16 protein-coding genes are annotated in these 15,723 nt (G+C 44.8%); all 16 read right to left on the reverse strand.

Annotated features, from left to right (window positions below):
* Position 1: 1 nt before the first annotated feature.
* The 16 genes from BLQ13_RS22100 to fliM are packed head-to-tail and all read right to left on the reverse strand — an operon-like array spanning position 2 to position 15,713.
* Positions 2-499, reverse strand: a complete 498-nt coding sequence (locus BLQ13_RS22100; RefSeq protein WP_090923851.1) for a chemotaxis protein CheD — start codon at positions 497-499, stop codon at positions 2-4.
* Entirely contained in the window at positions 492-1,112 is a 621-nt protein-coding gene (locus tag BLQ13_RS22105) for a chemotaxis protein CheC (RefSeq protein WP_090923948.1), read from the reverse strand. The genes BLQ13_RS22100 and BLQ13_RS22105 overlap by 8 nt, the downstream gene beginning before the upstream one ends.
* 9 nt (positions 1,113-1,121) lie before the next feature.
* Positions 1,122-1,583: a chemotaxis protein CheW gene (locus BLQ13_RS22110; RefSeq protein ID WP_090923852.1), complete on the reverse strand. Its 462-nt coding sequence runs from the start codon at positions 1,581-1,583 to the stop codon at positions 1,122-1,124.
* A gap of 42 nt (positions 1,584-1,625) precedes the next feature.
* Positions 1,626-3,710, reverse strand: a complete 2,085-nt coding sequence (locus tag BLQ13_RS22115; protein WP_090923853.1) for a chemotaxis protein CheA — start codon at positions 3,708-3,710, stop codon at positions 1,626-1,628.
* A gap of 32 nt (positions 3,711-3,742) precedes the next feature.
* A complete protein-coding gene (locus BLQ13_RS22120; RefSeq protein ID WP_090923854.1) occupies positions 3,743-5,194 on the reverse strand; it encodes a chemotaxis protein CheB in 1,452 nt (483 codons plus the stop codon).
* A 32-nt stretch (positions 5,195-5,226) separates the two neighbouring features.
* Positions 5,227-6,114: a MinD/ParA family protein gene (locus BLQ13_RS22125; protein ID WP_090923855.1), complete on the reverse strand. Its 888-nt coding sequence runs from the start codon at positions 6,112-6,114 to the stop codon at positions 5,227-5,229.
* A complete protein-coding gene (gene flhF / locus BLQ13_RS22130; protein ID WP_090923856.1) occupies positions 6,111-7,475 on the reverse strand; it encodes a flagellar biosynthesis GTPase FlhF in 1,365 nt (454 codons plus the stop codon). The genes BLQ13_RS22125 and flhF overlap by 4 nt, the downstream gene beginning before the upstream one ends.
* A complete protein-coding gene (gene flhA / locus BLQ13_RS22135; protein ID WP_090923857.1) occupies positions 7,472-9,505 on the reverse strand; it encodes a flagellar biosynthesis protein FlhA in 2,034 nt (677 codons plus the stop codon). The genes flhF and flhA overlap by 4 nt, the downstream gene beginning before the upstream one ends.
* 24 nt (positions 9,506-9,529) lie before the next feature.
* On the reverse strand, positions 9,530-10,612 hold the full coding sequence (flhB, locus tag BLQ13_RS22140; RefSeq protein WP_090923858.1) for a flagellar biosynthesis protein FlhB: 1,083 nt from the start codon (positions 10,610-10,612) through the stop codon (positions 9,530-9,532).
* A 23-nt stretch (positions 10,613-10,635) separates the two neighbouring features.
* Positions 10,636-11,424 carry a flagellar biosynthetic protein FliR gene (fliR, locus tag BLQ13_RS22145; RefSeq protein ID WP_090923859.1) on the reverse strand — a complete coding sequence of 263 codons (789 nt, stop codon included), beginning with the start codon at positions 11,422-11,424 and terminating at the stop codon, positions 10,636-10,638.
* Positions 11,425-11,434: 10 nt separating this feature from the next.
* On the reverse strand, positions 11,435-11,704 hold the full coding sequence (gene fliQ, locus BLQ13_RS22150) for a flagellar biosynthesis protein FliQ (RefSeq protein WP_090923860.1): 270 nt from the start codon (positions 11,702-11,704) through the stop codon (positions 11,435-11,437).
* 25 nt (positions 11,705-11,729) lie between these two features.
* Positions 11,730-12,485 (reverse strand): flagellar type III secretion system pore protein FliP, encoded by a 756-nt coding sequence (fliP, locus tag BLQ13_RS22155; RefSeq protein ID WP_090923861.1) that lies wholly within the window; start codon positions 12,483-12,485, stop codon positions 11,730-11,732.
* Positions 12,482-13,018, reverse strand: a complete 537-nt coding sequence (locus tag BLQ13_RS22160; RefSeq protein ID WP_090923949.1) for a flagellar biosynthetic protein FliO — start codon at positions 13,016-13,018, stop codon at positions 12,482-12,484. The genes fliP and BLQ13_RS22160 overlap by 4 nt, the downstream gene beginning before the upstream one ends.
* 11 nt (positions 13,019-13,029) lie before the next feature.
* Positions 13,030-13,395 (reverse strand): response regulator, encoded by a 366-nt coding sequence (locus tag BLQ13_RS22165; protein ID WP_090923862.1) that lies wholly within the window; start codon positions 13,393-13,395, stop codon positions 13,030-13,032.
* 28 nt (positions 13,396-13,423) lie between these two features.
* Complete coding sequence (fliY, locus tag BLQ13_RS22170) at positions 13,424-14,725, reverse strand: flagellar motor switch phosphatase FliY (protein ID WP_090923863.1); 1,302 nt, start codon at positions 14,723-14,725, stop codon at positions 13,424-13,426.
* Positions 14,715-15,713, reverse strand: a complete 999-nt coding sequence (gene fliM / locus BLQ13_RS22175) for a flagellar motor switch protein FliM (RefSeq protein ID WP_090923864.1) — start codon at positions 15,711-15,713, stop codon at positions 14,715-14,717. The genes fliY and fliM overlap by 11 nt, the downstream gene beginning before the upstream one ends.
* Between the last annotated feature and the right edge of the window lie 10 nt (positions 15,714-15,723).

Below are 15,723 nucleotides of genomic sequence, written 5' to 3' on the forward strand. Positions count from 1 at the left end.
ATTATAATTCCTTTACACCCATTTGTACGCTGCGAATAGTTAAAAGTCCTGTCTCACAATTCATTTCGATAGTTCGACCGTAATTTCCTCCTGTATCTTCGCCCAAAAGTGGAATTTTGAGCTGTTCCAACATTTCTCGACAGGAGTCTGCATTTCGCGGTCCGATTCGCATTGTATCTCCTGCACCCGAGAAAGCAAACATCTGCGAACCTCCGGCCATCTTAGATACAATTCGCGATTGAGACGCGCCCATTTTCAGCATCTTCTCAAGCAATTCTGGCAATGCTGTATCCGCGTATTTAGCCGTGTTCAAATTACCCTCCCGGGCAATCTCTGAACTCGGAAGCATGACATGTGCCATTCCAGCGAGTTTCAACTGTGGGTCATACATCGTTAGCCCCACACACGACCCTAAGCCAGTTGTACGGATTACGCCAGGAAGTTGAGCGATATTCAGATCCGCCATACCGACTTTAACGATGCTTTTGTCCTCAATCATTGTCCAGTGGCACCCCTAGCGATTCAAAAATCTTTGCAAATGACGGCGGATCAGGAATCAGGAAAAATTGCCCTTCTACTTGATCTCTACCTTCAAAGAAAGAAGTATCAATTAACAATGCCGCATCGCCCATCTCTCCAAATTGCAACAGTCCATAACTAAGGATTGCTCCCGCCATATCAATTGCAAGCCCCGGCACCGTTGGGTACATCGATAACTTTGTGAAATCCGCCAGAGAAGACAGGTAAGATCCAGCCAGAATGTTTCCGATCTCAGATAGAGCTGAATGTTCCATTTCAGTGAACGCCAAACCTTCTTTCAGCTCAAAACCAGCGAGGCGGTTCAACAACAATTTAGCAGCCTCTGGTGTCATCATAAAGAAGAGATTACCAGGCGCTTCACCTTCTACACGAAGAAATATTGTGACTACAATGCGCTCATCACCACCCACTTTTTCAGCAATCTCCTCAAATGGAAGCATCTGAACGGTGGGTACGCCCATATCAATCGGTCTGTTAAGGAGTTGAGACAACGCCGTAGCGGCGTTGCCTGCTCCAATATTACCGACCTCTTTGAGCACATCCATTTGGAAACCCTCAAATCGGTTAAACATCTCCACGTGCTAGCCCTCAACACTTTCCAGCTGCACAATCTCGCTTTTATTTAATACTTCGTTAAGGTTAAGCATAATCAACAAGCGGCCATCATCCAATTTTGCAACACCACGAAGATATCTCGCTTTCACGCCACCAACCACTTCAGGCGGAGTATCGATCGAACTGCTTTTAATGTCGATAACATCATTGGCAGAGTCAACGATAAAACCAACCTGCATATCGTCAACACCAACAATGACGATCCGCGTTTGATCTGTATATTCCGTTTCCGCAAGGGAGAAGCGTCCGCGGAGATCAATAACCGGAATAACAACACCACGCAGGTTGATAACTCCTTTTACAAATGAAAGTGTTTTGGGAACGCGGGTAATGGGCATCATCCGCTCAATAGTCTGAACCTTGTCTACCTCAATTCCGTACTCTTCGGTTCCCAATTTAAAGACGATGACCTTCAACTCTTCTTCCATGTAAAAAACCTCCCTATTCGATTTAAAACTCCATCACTATGCTTATTTAATAAATGCGTTTGGATCAAGAATCAAAGCCACTTGTCCATCTCCAAGTATCGTCGCACCGGAGATTCCTTCAATCGCAGGAAGATACGTGCCCATAGACTTCAGAACTATTTCGCTCTGACCAATGAATTCTTCAACAGCGACAGCTGCCAGACGCTCTCCTTTTCGAATCACAACAATCTCAGTTTCTTTCTCATCCGCATCGTTGAAATCCGGCACTCCGAAAACTTCGCTTAATGACAGATACGGAATCAAAGACTCGCGGAACGTAATCATTTTATTACCATGGATATTACGAACTTGCTCACGCTGTACAATCGCGGTCTCTACGATCGAAGACAATGGAACTGCATACTTCTCTGAACCAAGTCGTACCAGCATCGCTGCAATGATAGACAGTGTCAATGGAAGCTGTACGGAGAAGTTAGTACCTTTGCCTGGAGTCGACGTAATCGTTACATTACCGCCAAGCGAAGTGATTTTTGATTTTACAACGTCCAGACCTACTCCGCGGCCTGAAATATCCGAGATTTTGTCAGCTGTACTAAATCCAGGGGCGAACAACAATTGATTGACTTCATCATCGCTCATTTTCGCACCTTGCTCCTCCGTCACAACGCCTCGTTTGATCGCTGTTTGCAGGAGTTTGTCACGATAAATCCCTTTACCATCATCTTCAATCTCAATAAACACGTGGTTACCACTGTGGAAAGCTCGCAGGTTAACTGTACCCATTTCCGGTTTTCCAGCCGCAACCCGCTCCGAGATCGATTCAACACCATGGTCAACCGCATTACGCAACAGATGCACAAGCGGATCTCCGATTTCATCAATAACCGTTCTGTCCAGCTCTGTTTCAGCACCTGTAATGACGAGATCGATCTTTTTATCCAATGTTTTAGCCAAATCACGAATCATCCGTGGGAAGCGGTTAAAGACGGTATCAACCGGAACCATCCGCAATTTCAGTACAATGTTCTGCAAGTCCGTACTCACACGGCTCAAGTGAGCTACAGTATCCGACAGATCGTTATTGCCTGTCTCACTTGCTAATTGTTCAAGGCGTGAACGGTCAATCAATAATTCGCTGAACAAGTTCATCAGCACATCAAGACGCTCAATGTCAACACGAATTGTGCGTGAAGGTGCGGCTGCCTGTTTTGGCGTTGCTGCCTTCGCGGGAGCTGCTTTGCCTTCTTCTTGAGGTTTAGAATCTAAAACAGGAGTATCCTTACCAACCTCAGGTGCTGGTGCTGGTGCTGGTGCTGCTTCTACCGCAACCGCGGCTGCCGCCTGATTGGTCATCTGTTGCAACGTTTCTTGATCCAGCTGAATCAATTTGGCACTCTCAATTTCCGAGATGCTCATAATACCCTTTTCCAGTTCTTGCGCCTCTTTGGTCGTTATGTAATACAACGAGAAACTGCGCTCAAACTTCTCTTGCTCGATATCCTGAACAGAAGGATAGGCTTTAACAACCTCACCTGAACGCTCAAGCATGTCAAATACCATGTATGCCCGAACACCTTTTAACTGACTATGCTCACTCACAAGGACGTCAACGTAGAATACACGGTGACCTTCTGCGATCGACTGATCAAGAACTGAATATTGGAATTCATCCAGTTCTACAGCATTGGAGATCGAGGAGTTCGTTTGCTTGTCTACCTGTGCAACAGGAGCACTGCCTCCTGTCCATTCGCCACTTTCAATAGCCTGAAGCGAAGCAACAATGGAGGAGACATCCGCTTTACCTTCACCGCCACCTGTAATATCCTGAACCATAGTCTCCAAAGCATCCAAACTTTTGAACATGGTGTCAAAAATGTAATCCTGCATTTTCAGCTTTTCATTACGAACCATATCCAGTACATTTTCCATTTTGTGTGTCAGTGAAGCCAAATCCTCGAACCCCATGGTTGCCGCCATACCTTTGAGAGTATGAGCTGAACGGAAGATGACCTGCACTATACCCAGATCTTCCGGATTCGCTTCTAGTTGTAGCATGTTTTCGTTAAGAGATTGTAGATGATCGTTAGACTCATCAATAAACATGGATAAATATTGGTTCATGTCCATTGTGAGGCACCTCCTCCGTAAGTTACACTCCGTTATTTCACTGCTTGAACAAGTTTTGGCGCAATCTCCTGCAGGGGCAGAAGATGACGCACGCATTGCAGCTCCACAGCTGAACGCGGCATACCATAGACAACACAAGTTTCTTCATTTTCGGCAAACGTTGATGTGACTCCAGTCTCGTATAATTTTTTCATCATACGTGCCCCGTCGCTCCCCATACCTGTCAGAAGAACAAGATGTCGTTGTAAAGATGTAAACGGCAGAAGCGACTCAAACATCGTATCCACTGAAGGTCTGTGACCATTCACCTGTTGATCCTCACTCAACTTCAAGATAAACCTTCCATCTGCTGTCTTGTGAACTCTCAAATGGAAACCACCAGGTGCGATATAAGCCGTTCCTTTTTTAAGCACCATACTGTCTTCTGCCTCGACTACATGGAGCGGACTAAATGTATTCAACCGTTGTGCAAGTGAACGGGTGAAATTAGGCGGCATATGCTGCACAATAATAACTGGCGCCGGCAAATCCGATGGCAACTGCTCCAATAAAGTCTTGAGAGCTCTTGGTCCACCGGTTGAAGAACCGATCGCAACAAGTTTGTTGAACGATCCTTCCGATCCCGCTGAAGTTTTAAAAGCCGTATTAAGTTTAGTTGGCTCCTTCGCAGGAACAGGTGCAGACGCAGAACTGGTTGCTGGCTGTTTCGTCTGGAGTCGAGGCACCTCTGGCGATCTGACCTCTTTACGAGCTTGCAGTGAACTCACAGGCGGCTTACTTGGTATATCCGTTTTCGTACGAGCAGATTGATCAAGCTTACCTAAGCCATCCTTTTTCGTGAGCGTACGCTCCGATTTCGGAGGAGAAAGCGGGACACTCGGTTGCTTTTTAGCCTGTAAGACTCCAGTACGCTCTTCAAATGAATTCTCTCTTTTTGGAAGTATCGGCGGAACTGTTTTTTGAAGCGGTTCAACAACTTCCTTCGACGTTTCTTCCTTCTTTACCGGTTGTGCTGGAGGAATTACAGTATTGCGGGAAGCCTCCATTTTTTTGATCGATTCTTTACGCTCAGCTTTTCGCTTCACTTCATGCATGGCAGCACGCATTCGTTCAACCAACGCTTTACCAACCTGAGCAATATCCTGATCATGCACAACAGACGGCTTGCGAATAAAGTCAAATGCACCAGCTTCGAGAGCCATAATGGTCTCTTTCATACCTTGTTCATTAATACCAGAGAGCATAATCACAGGAATGAAGGAATCCTCCATTATGGATTTAAGCGCATCCAGCCCATTCATTTCCGGCATTTCAACATCCATTGTGATCATATCAGGTTTCAACTCTAATGCTTTTTGTATGGCTTCTTTGCCGTTTGACGCTGTGGCCGTAACCTTGAACTCTGAGTCCGCTTCAATTAAATCCGTCACAATTTTGCGCATAAAAGCGGAATCATCGACAACCAATACTTGATAGACCGCCATATTGTGTCACCTCTGTTTCCTTTTTTCAGAAATCATGTTGTTCGTTTAAGCCACTTTTTCATAAATCCTCTGATTCCTGACAAGGTTCCGGATTCCGGAGCTGCAGGTACAGCCAGATATCGAAGAGCAAGTTTTTGTATATCTTTAGAAGCCTTGCAATGAGGATAGGCTAATCGATAAGGCATCTGTTTCTTTACTGCTGTCACAACCTGAGCATCCTCTGAAATATACCCTAGAAGCGGGATATCTGTTTGCAAAAACCTTCTCGCCACTCCAGCTATTTTATCTGCTACACGCTCCGCCTCCCTTTCATCTTCAACCCGATTTACGATCATTCGAAAAGGAGTTGCGTGCTCCTCGCCGTGCATGACTTTAACTAAGGCATAAGCATCTGTTATTGAAGTCGGTTCAGGAGTAGTTACAATCAGGCATTCATCAGCAGCGCCGATGAATCTCATATTTTCCCTGGAAAGGCCCGCCCCGGTATCGAAAATGACGTAATCCATCTCTTGCGCAATGTCCTCCACTTCACTGGCAAAAAACTCCAGATCTCGATCAGACAAGGAGAATAATTCCTTCATCCCCGACCCCCCCGCAATATATGGCAGGCCATCAGCACCAAGTTGTATGATTTCCCTTATAGTTTTATGTCGGTATAAAAGATGATACAGATTATAGGAAGAAGAAGTTCCCATTAAAACATCGATATTTGCCATACCGATATCTGCATCAAACACCAGCACTTTTTTACCCATAGAATGAAGAGTCAGTGCAAAGTTTAATGTGAAATTGGACTTGCCTACCCCACCTTTACCACTAGCTACCGTAATAATTTTGGAGGAACGGCTACTCACTTTGCTTGTATCGCTCTCGAGTGGCGTGGAGACCAAACTTCGGAGTGATGCTGCCTGATCCTTCATTGTGTCCCGTCTCCCAATAACGCCTGGGACAACCATTCCACATTGGGCTTCAGCAGATCATCAGGAACATTCTGACCATTTGCCACATAAGCAAGTTTGAGCGGGAAACGATGTAGAAGATTAAAGAGCGGACCGCAAGTTCCTGTTTCATCCATTTTGGTAAAGATCACTTTATCCAATCCATATTTACTGAAATGCTCAGTAATCTGTACCATATCCATGCTTTTCGCAGTCATACTCATCACCAGAAAGGTTTCACTGTTCTCAACTGGAGCAAGTAAACTCTGCAGTTCGGAGACAAGCAATTCATTTCTATAGTTTCTGCCTGCCGTATCCATAAAGATCAGATCGCAGTTTTCTAGCCGTGATATGGCACGTTGCGTATCTCCTGGCGACTGCACAACTTCAAGCGGCACGTTCAGAATCGATGCATACGTTCTTAGCTGTTCAACTGCAGAGATACGGTACGTATCTGACGTAATAAAACCAACTTTACGCTGTTTTTTAAACATCTGCTCCGCAGCCAGTTTGGCAATCGTTGTTGTTTTTCCTACTCCTGTAGGTCCAGCCACATATACAATTCGAGTGCTAGGAAGGATGCCCTCTTGAATACGGTCTTTCAGAAAAGTCGCTATCTCCAACCGAAGTGCCTCTTCAACATCCGATTCTTGCAATTTACCCTCAGCTAACCCCTGCTCAATAGGTTCAAACCAGGATTCCCATACTTCTGGCCAAATTTCTTGGTCTGCAAGCCGCTCCTGGCTCTTCATTAATTCTTCAGGAATTGTTGTCGCAACTGTTCCTTGCTTGGAAAGCTTGGTCATCATCTGCTTCAAGTCCTGTAACTCGTTCAACAGCTTGTCCTGCTGCTGATCCATACCACGATCTTGGATACTAGGCGTTGAACCCGAAAAATCCGCCCCTTGCGGTCGCGGTTTATGCTCACTGCTCAGGAAATCTGAGCCGTAATCCATTTTTTCATCTATTCCACTTGATTTGGATACAGATGGAACAGCCGCCGTTTTCTCCTGCTCTTTTTGGTCCACCGCCGCTACAGTTTCCCTTGCATCGGCCCCCCCTACAAACGAACGAGCGGTTTGAGCATAAGCTTCAGGTACAAACGAACGAGGCACAGGCGTAAATGAATTTTGCGCCTTCTTAACAGAAGAACCATTCGCCTGACCAGGCTGCTCTTTATCTACTGCTGCAACCACTTCGATACGTTTTTTGCGGAACATCCCGAGCACTCCGCCCACCTTGATTTCTTTGGTGGACAGAATGACGGCGTCACTTCCCAGGTCTTTGCGAATTTGAAGCATAGCTTCGGGCATGGTCTCAACAACGTATTGTTTTACTCTCATAAGTTCACCACCCCGATACTTTGAATTTCAACATTCGGCTCCAACTCGCTATAGGAAAGCACCGGAATATCCTGCATCGTTCTTTCAATCACCTGACGCAGATACATTCGAATGGTTGGAGAAGTTAACACGATGGGTTGTTGACCCGATTGAATTAATCGATTTACTTGTTCACTCAGCTTTTGGTACACACTTTGAGTAGAGACTGGATCCAGTGCAAGATAGCTACCTTGCTCTGATTGTTGCACACTTTCAGCAATTTTCTTCTCAAGTCCTGGTCCTACCGTGATCACTTGAAGGGTTTCGCCTTTTTGCGAGAATTGTTGTGTAATCTGACGAGATAACGATTGTCTAACGTACTCCGTTAACACATCTGGATCCTTCGTATAAGTTCCATAGTCTGCAAGTGTTTCAAAAATGGTAACCATATCTCGAATCGATACTTTTTCACGTAGTAACTTGGCTAGTACCTTTTGTACATCACCAATCGAGAGAACGGAAGGAATCAACTCATCCACCAGTGCAGCATAATTCTCTCTAAGGTTGTCCACAAGTGCCTTCGTCTCTTGTCTTCCAAGCAATTCGTGCGCATGTTTCTTGATTAGTTCTGTTAGATGAGTCGCGACTACAGAAGGCGGGTCGACTACCGTATATCCAGCGAGCTCTGCCCGATCTTTAGTCACTTCATCAATCCATAGCGCAGGCAAACCAAATGCCGGCTCTGTTGTTTCAATTCCTGTTACAGATTCTTCATCATATCCAGGACTCATCGCAAGATAATGGTTCAGCAGCAGTTCTCCGCCACCAACCGCATTACCCTTAATTTTGATCACATACTCATTAGGTCTTAGTTGAATATTGTCACGAATACGGATGACTGGTACTACCAAACCCAGTTCAAGAGCACATTGTCTTCGGATCATAATGATTCGATCCAACAAGTCTCCACCTTGTTGATTATCAGCCAGTGGAATCAGCCCGTAACCAAACTCGAATTCTATCGGATCTACCTGAAGCAAATTAATAACACTTTCAGGACTTCTGACTTCTTCGATCTGCTGTTCTTCTTCCATTTGTTCTTCTGCTTCCTGTTTCAAATTCAGATTATTCTGCATTCGCCAGGCAGCATAAGCAAGAACACCTGCCAGCGGGAGCGTTGTAATCACATGAATTGGAGTGAAGAATCCCAGCATCGCGATAACAAAAGCTACGATATAAATGAGTATCGGATATGTAAACAACTGGCCAGTAATGTCATCCGCCAAGTTTCCTTCCGATGAGGCTCTGGTCACGATCAACCCCGCTGCTGTCGAAATGAGAAGCGCAGGAATCTGACTAACCAATCCGTCCCCTATCGTCAAAACCGAGTATGTGGAGAGTGATGTTGAAAAATCGTAACCATGTACTGTCATACCGATGATAAAGCCACCGATCAGGTTAATCAGGAGAATGATAATACTTGCAATCGCATCCCCTTTTACGAATTTGCTGGCACCATCCATCGCCCCGTAAAAGTCAGCTTCACGTTCAATTTTGGAACGACGCTCACGGGCCTGCTGTTCGTTGATTAATCCAGCATTCAAGTCCGCATCGATACTCATTTGTTTACCGGGCATTGCATCAAGGGTGAACCTTGCTGCTACTTCAGCCACACGCTCAGATCCTTTGGTAATAACGATAAACTGTACCACCACCAGGATCAAAAACACTACAAACCCGATGGCTATCTGCCCGCCAGCTATCCAGCTACCAAAGGTAGCAACAACGGCTCCCGCATCCCCTTTACCAAGGATCAGCTTCGTGGTTGAGATATTTAGTGCCAAACGGAACAAAGTAGTAATGAGCAGCAAAGCCGGAAATATGGAAAACTGCAACGCTTCTTTGCTGTTCATGGCAACAAGCAAGATCATCAAAGCAATAGAGATGTTGACAACAAGCAGCATATCGAGCAGCCAGACCGGGATCGGGAGAATCATCATCAACACAATGCCGATAATACCCGCAAGGATAGCTAAATCTTTTGTTTTCAATGAATGTACGGCCTCCGATCCCTGTTATTTCGTTCTGCCCTTAAGTTTATATACATAAGCCAGCACTTCGGCTACAGCTTGGAACAAATCGGCTGGTATAGCGTCACCAATCTCAGCTCTCTGGAACAATGCCCGTGCCAGTGGTTTGTTTTCCATTGTTATCACACCGTGTTCTTTGGCAATTTCTTTAATGCGCAGAGCCACATAATCCTGCCCTTTAGCAATAATTTGCGGAGCTTCCATCTCAGACCCTTCATACTTCAATGCTACAGCAAAGTGTGTCGGGTTTGTGATGATTACATCCGCATTTGGTACTTCCTGCATCATACGCTGCATAGCCATACGACGCTGACGCTCCCGAATTTTGCCCTTGATTAGCGGATCGCCTTCCATTTTCTTATACTCATCCTTAATATCTTGCTTGGACATACGAAGTTTTTTTTCGTTGTCATACTTTTTGTAGATGTAGTCGAATATAGCCAAAACCATTAATGCTACGGAAATCTTAACACCGAGGTTCAAGGTTATTGAAGCAGCAAAGTGTAAAATTGCATCCAGTGAGAAATGGGAAAGTCCTGCTATGTCTGCCTTGTAACTGATAAGGGTGCTGTATACCATGTAACCAATAATTGTCATTTTAAAGACTGTCTTGGAGAATTCTACCAATGAATTCAGCGAGAATATATTTTTGAAGCCCTTAATCGGATCCAGCTTCTCAAGCTTCGGCTTCAATCCCTCACCTACGAGGAGAAATCCAACCTGCATATAGTTCACAAGTAAGGCTACAAGGTAAGCAACAATCAAAACAGGTGCAAGCAATAACATAACTTCTATTCCATACCGCATCATCAGAGCCATCACATTCTCACTATTCACTTCCATGCTCAGCCTGTTCATGAAAATATCCGTGAATAATCGAACGATACGCACCTTGTAAAAATCACTAAAAGTCATAAGGATTAAAAATGTAAAAAGCAGAATGGATGCTCCTGATATTTCTGTGCTCTTAACAACCTGTCCCTTTTTACGGGCATCATTTCTCTTCTTGGGAGTGGCTTTTTCCGTCTTCTCTCCGGAAAATAACTGGAGGTCGAGTTGAAGTTTCATGTGAGTTTTACCCTCCATTTCCCTCATCCCGGCCTTTGCCCAATTGTGCCAAGCAATTTCTCCATGGATTTGAATATCGCTTCAAATAATTGACTAAATATAAATCCAAAGCTGGGAACAAGCAAAAGCAAAATGGCCAAACCAACAAGCAATTTAAGTGGCATTCCGACAGCAAAAACATTAAATTGTGGAGCCGTTTTGGCCAGAAACCCCAAGCCTACATCTGTCAAAAATAACGCTACAACAATGGGAGCTGCCATCTGAAAGGCTAACATAAAAGATTGTCCCAACGTTCGCACCAAAAATTCTGCTATACTTCCGTCTGCCAGTCTCATATAAAATTGATTGGATAATGGAATCCAGCGGTAACTGTACACAACTCCATCTAGCAAATAATGATGACCATTCATTGTCAAAAAGAGCAACATCGCAAAAGCGTATTTCAGGTTACCTGTAAGCGGTGCAGATGCACCAGTCATGGGGTCGTAAACATTAGCCATACCAAAACCGATCTGAAGATCGATGAATGTACCAGCTGTCTGGACTGCAGTCATCAGAAGGTAGGCTGTAAACCCTAAAAGCAGGCCAACAATGATTTCTCTGATAACCAGCAGGATGTAACTCAAGTCAGTCGGTACAGTTTGGTTAATGCCAAAGGTCATGTAAACTGTCAACGTAACAAAAGCAGATATGCCCACCTTAAATGAAGTTGGTACATTTCGAGCTGAAAAAACCGGTGCTGTTACAAAAAATGAGGCTATTCGACAAAACATAAGCAGAGCAACAGGGAAACTTTGCAGCAATGTCTCCATCGGCTAAAGCCTACCCTACGTATCTGTATAGATTATCGAGTATGTTAAACGTGAAATCCATTAATATATTCAAAATCCAAGGCCCAAACATAAGTACTGCTAACAGTACTGCAACAATTTTGGGTACAAAGGCGAGCGTTTGCTCCTGAATTTGAGTCGTTGCTTGAAAAATACTAATAGCAAGTCCTACAACCAGAGCTAGTATAAGCATAGGTGCACTGGCCAGCAATGACGTGTATACTGCTTTTCCGGCCAGACCGATAATAAACTCCGAAGTCATGACCGTCCTCCTTTAACGCTCCGGTTCAGGTATTAAAACTCAGCAACAGTGACTTGACTACCAGATACCACCCGTCCACCAGAACAAAGAGCAGTATTTTGAAAGGTAATGAGATCATGACCGGGGGAAGCATCATCATACCCATGGCCATGAGTGTACTCGCCACAACGATGTCGATCACCAGGAAAGGAATAAATATCATAAATCCCATCTGGAAAGCTGTTTTGAGCTCACTGATTGCATATGCCGGTACCATTACCGTGATTGGAATATCCTGATACGATTTTGGCTGTTCCGCCTGATTATATTTCATGAACAGCAAGATATCCTTCTCACGTGTATGAGTAAACATAAATTTTTTAATCGGATCTGCTGCCTTTTCCAGCGCCTCCGTTTGTGTCAAATCTCCTTTAAGATAAGGCTGTAATGCAACCTGATTAATAGAAGATAACGTAGGAGACATGATGAAAAGTGTAAGAAAAAGAGCCAGACCGACCAATACCTGATTCGGAGGCATCTGCTGGGTTCCGAGTGAAGTTCGGACAAACCCAAGCACAATCACAATCCGAGTAAAACTGGTCATCAGTACCAGCAATGCCGGGGCTATGCTAAGCACAGTAATTAATAGAATAATAGATAATGAACTAGTACTTGGCGTGCTGCCATCACCGTTCCCAATCTGTATATCAATATTAGGAATCGGTTCGGCAAAAGCCACCGTAACGGATGCCAGGCTGATAAGTCCTACGAAACAACACGCTAACCAAATCTTTTTCTTCATGAATCCCTCGACCGATCTGTAGTATTGTCTTGATCCAGGAGCTTCTCCATCTTCTCTTTACGGTTTGGCATCTGCCGAAGTTTGGATTCAAACATCTCATGAAAAGAAGCAGTGTCCTCAATTTCCATTTCCCGAGGCGGTTCTTCTTTACGAAGACGTTTAGCGAGCTTGGCTATGATGGGTGGGAGGTTTCCTTGCTGTGAAACAGCATCCCGTTCAAAGGAATCCACAATTCTCTGTGCTTCTTCCAAATCCGAAACCTTATCCAGCAGCTGTATATTCTCGCCCACACCGATCAAATAAACGTTTCCGCCAATCTCTAAAATTTGCAGTGACTTGTTTTGTCCTAGTCCGACCCCGCCCAAAATGCGAATGGTTCCGCTTCGAAACCATTGCTGATTTCGTTTGTTCAAGAATCGGATCAGGTAGACAATAAGAACCAGGATGACGGCCAGGACAACAATCACCCATACTAGCTGTAGATAATAATTGATTCCTGCGCCAGCTGGTTCTGGAGTACCCCCCTGAGCCATCAACATGCTTCTTAAGCTCCCAGTGTTTTGCTGATTGCTTCGATAACCCGATCAGATTGGAAAGGTTTAACGATAAAATCTTTGGCTCCAGCTTGAATGGCATCAATAACCATCGCTTGTTGGCCCATTGCAGAACACATAATTACTTTTGCATTTGCATCAATTTTTTTAATTTCTTTCAGAGCAGCAATACCATCCATCTCAGGCATTGTAATATCCATTGTAATCAGATCCGGACGAAGTTCCTTGAACTTCTCAACGGCTTGTGCACCATCTGGTGCTTCTCCTACGACTTCGTACCCATTTTTGGACAAAATGTCCCGGATCATCATTCTCATAAATGCAGCGTCGTCTACGACTAAAATTCGGTTTGCCATGTTGGTTCAAATCCTCCCTGAATTGTGCTTATTGTAATTTCTGAATACGGTCCCATTGGCTTAGAATATCTATAACACGAACACCAAAGTTTTCGTCAATGACGACAACTTCACCCTTGGCGATCAGTTTGTTATTTACCAAAATATCAACAGGTTCACCAGCCAACTTATCCAGTTCGACAATCGAACCTTGTGATAGTTCCAATATATCTTTAATTTGCTTTTGGGTCCTTCCTAATTCTACGGTGACTTTAAGGGGAATGTCCATCAATAAATTCAAATTGTTCTCGTCTACATTAGCAAAAGCCCCATTTTGCAAATTGGCGAATTGAACAGGCTGTACATTCACATTCCTATTTGGCGCAGCACCATAGTGTTGAGGCTCACCATAGGCTGGCTGTGGTGGCATATGATATGGTTGCTGCGGTGGCATACCGTATGGTTGCTGTGGAGGCATACCTTGAGGCATCCCCATCGGAGCTTGACCATATCCACTATAGTCCTGAACAGGCTGCTGTGGAGCCTGTGGAGGCATCTGTTGCTGAGCCGGCGGCTGTTCCATAACCGGTGGCGGCGTTGGTGGTGCCACTGGCGCCGGAGCAGGCTCGGGTGTTGAAGCTACAGGAGCACTGGAGGTCGACTCTTGAGCACCTCCAATTAACATATCCACCATGTTTTTCGCAAAATGTACAGGAAGCAACTGCATCAAATTCGAATCAATCAGATCCCCTACTAACAGACGGAATGAAACTTGAATGAGTGTTTCATCTGGTGGTAGATTGGTCACACCTTCGCCGCTTTCCAAGTTGAGAATATCAATCCCTGGAGGAGAAATATTAACAAACCGGTTGAAGATGGTCGACATAGATGTGGCAGAAGACCCCATCATTTGGTTCATCGCTTCCTGTACCGCGCTAATGTGAATTTCGTTCAATTCTTCGTCGACCGGATTCCCCTCACCGCCCAGCATTAAATCAGCGATAATTTGCGCATCTCTCTTTTTGATAACCAGTGAGTTAATGCCTTCGAATCCATCCACATAGTTCACATGAACAGCAACATGTGGCTTAGGGAACGCTTCTTCGAACTGTGTTCGGCTAATAATTGATACTTTAGGTGTTGTAATATCCACTTTAAGGCCTAATAGTGTGGACAACGCAGTCGCAGCACTGCCAAAAGTGATGTTACCAATCTCCCCCAAGGCATCCTGTTCCAGCTCCGTCAGAAAATCATCAACCGTTTTCTCAGCGGGTTCAGAACTCGAGATGGATTCCGATTGCCGAAGCAAAGCGTCGATCTCTTCCTGGGATAAATAATCCTTACTCGTCAAATTCTTCAACTCCTTCGGTGACAATTTGATCTATTTGCACAGCCACACGGTCCTTAATCGTTCCCGGACTGCCAATATACTTCAGTCTGTCACCAACTTTAATGGAAAGCCCCTCTTCCACCGGTTTATTCAGCGTAATGACATCGCCAACCGATAATCCTAAAAACTCGGCTATCGAAATTCTGGATTCACCAAGTTCGGCTACAACAGGTAATTTGGCTTTGTTTACACGTGATCTCAGCGCTTCGTATTCTTCCGGAGCTCTCGTTTTCTTCTCTGAAACAAACCACTGATGTGTTGATAACCGGGACATAATAGGCTCAAGAACGACATGCGGTATACACAAATTGATCATGCCTGTGGTATCGCCGATTTTGGTACTTAGCGAGATCAAGGCAATGGTCTCATTGGGAGATACAATCTGCATAAACTGAGGATTCGTCTCCAGTGCTTCCATTCTAGGCGAGATATCCAGTACCGTCTTCCAGGCTTCCTGCAAACTTTCGAAGGCTCGGCTGAATATGCGTTCCATAATCGTCGTTTCAATTTCTGTCATGCTTGCAATTTTGGTCGGAGCACTGCCTGTACCTCCTAGCAGACGATCCAGCATCGCATATCCCACATTCGGGTGAACCTCCATGACCATTCGTCCCTGTAATGGCTCTGCTTCGAAAATGTTCAAAATCGTCATCTTGGGAATAGAACGGATAAACTCGTCATAAGGCAACTGTTCTACCTGCACAACATTGATCTGAACGAACGTCCGCAGCTGGGCCGAAAAATAAGTGGTGAGAAAACGAGCAAAGTTTTCGTGAATACGCGTCAGACTTCGAATGTGATCCTTGGAGAAACGCACTGCCCGTTTAAAATCGTAAGACCTGATTTTCTTCTGAGTTTCTTCCTTTTTCAGTTCCTCGGCGTCCATTTCGCCTGAAGAAAGGGCTGCTAATAGGGCGTCAATCTCGTTTTGTGATAATACATCCACCATGTTCTCACCC

It is taken from the genome of Paenibacillus polysaccharolyticus (genome assembly GCF_900102085.1).
GTDB lineage: Bacteria > Bacillota > Bacilli > Paenibacillales > Paenibacillaceae > Paenibacillus > Paenibacillus polysaccharolyticus.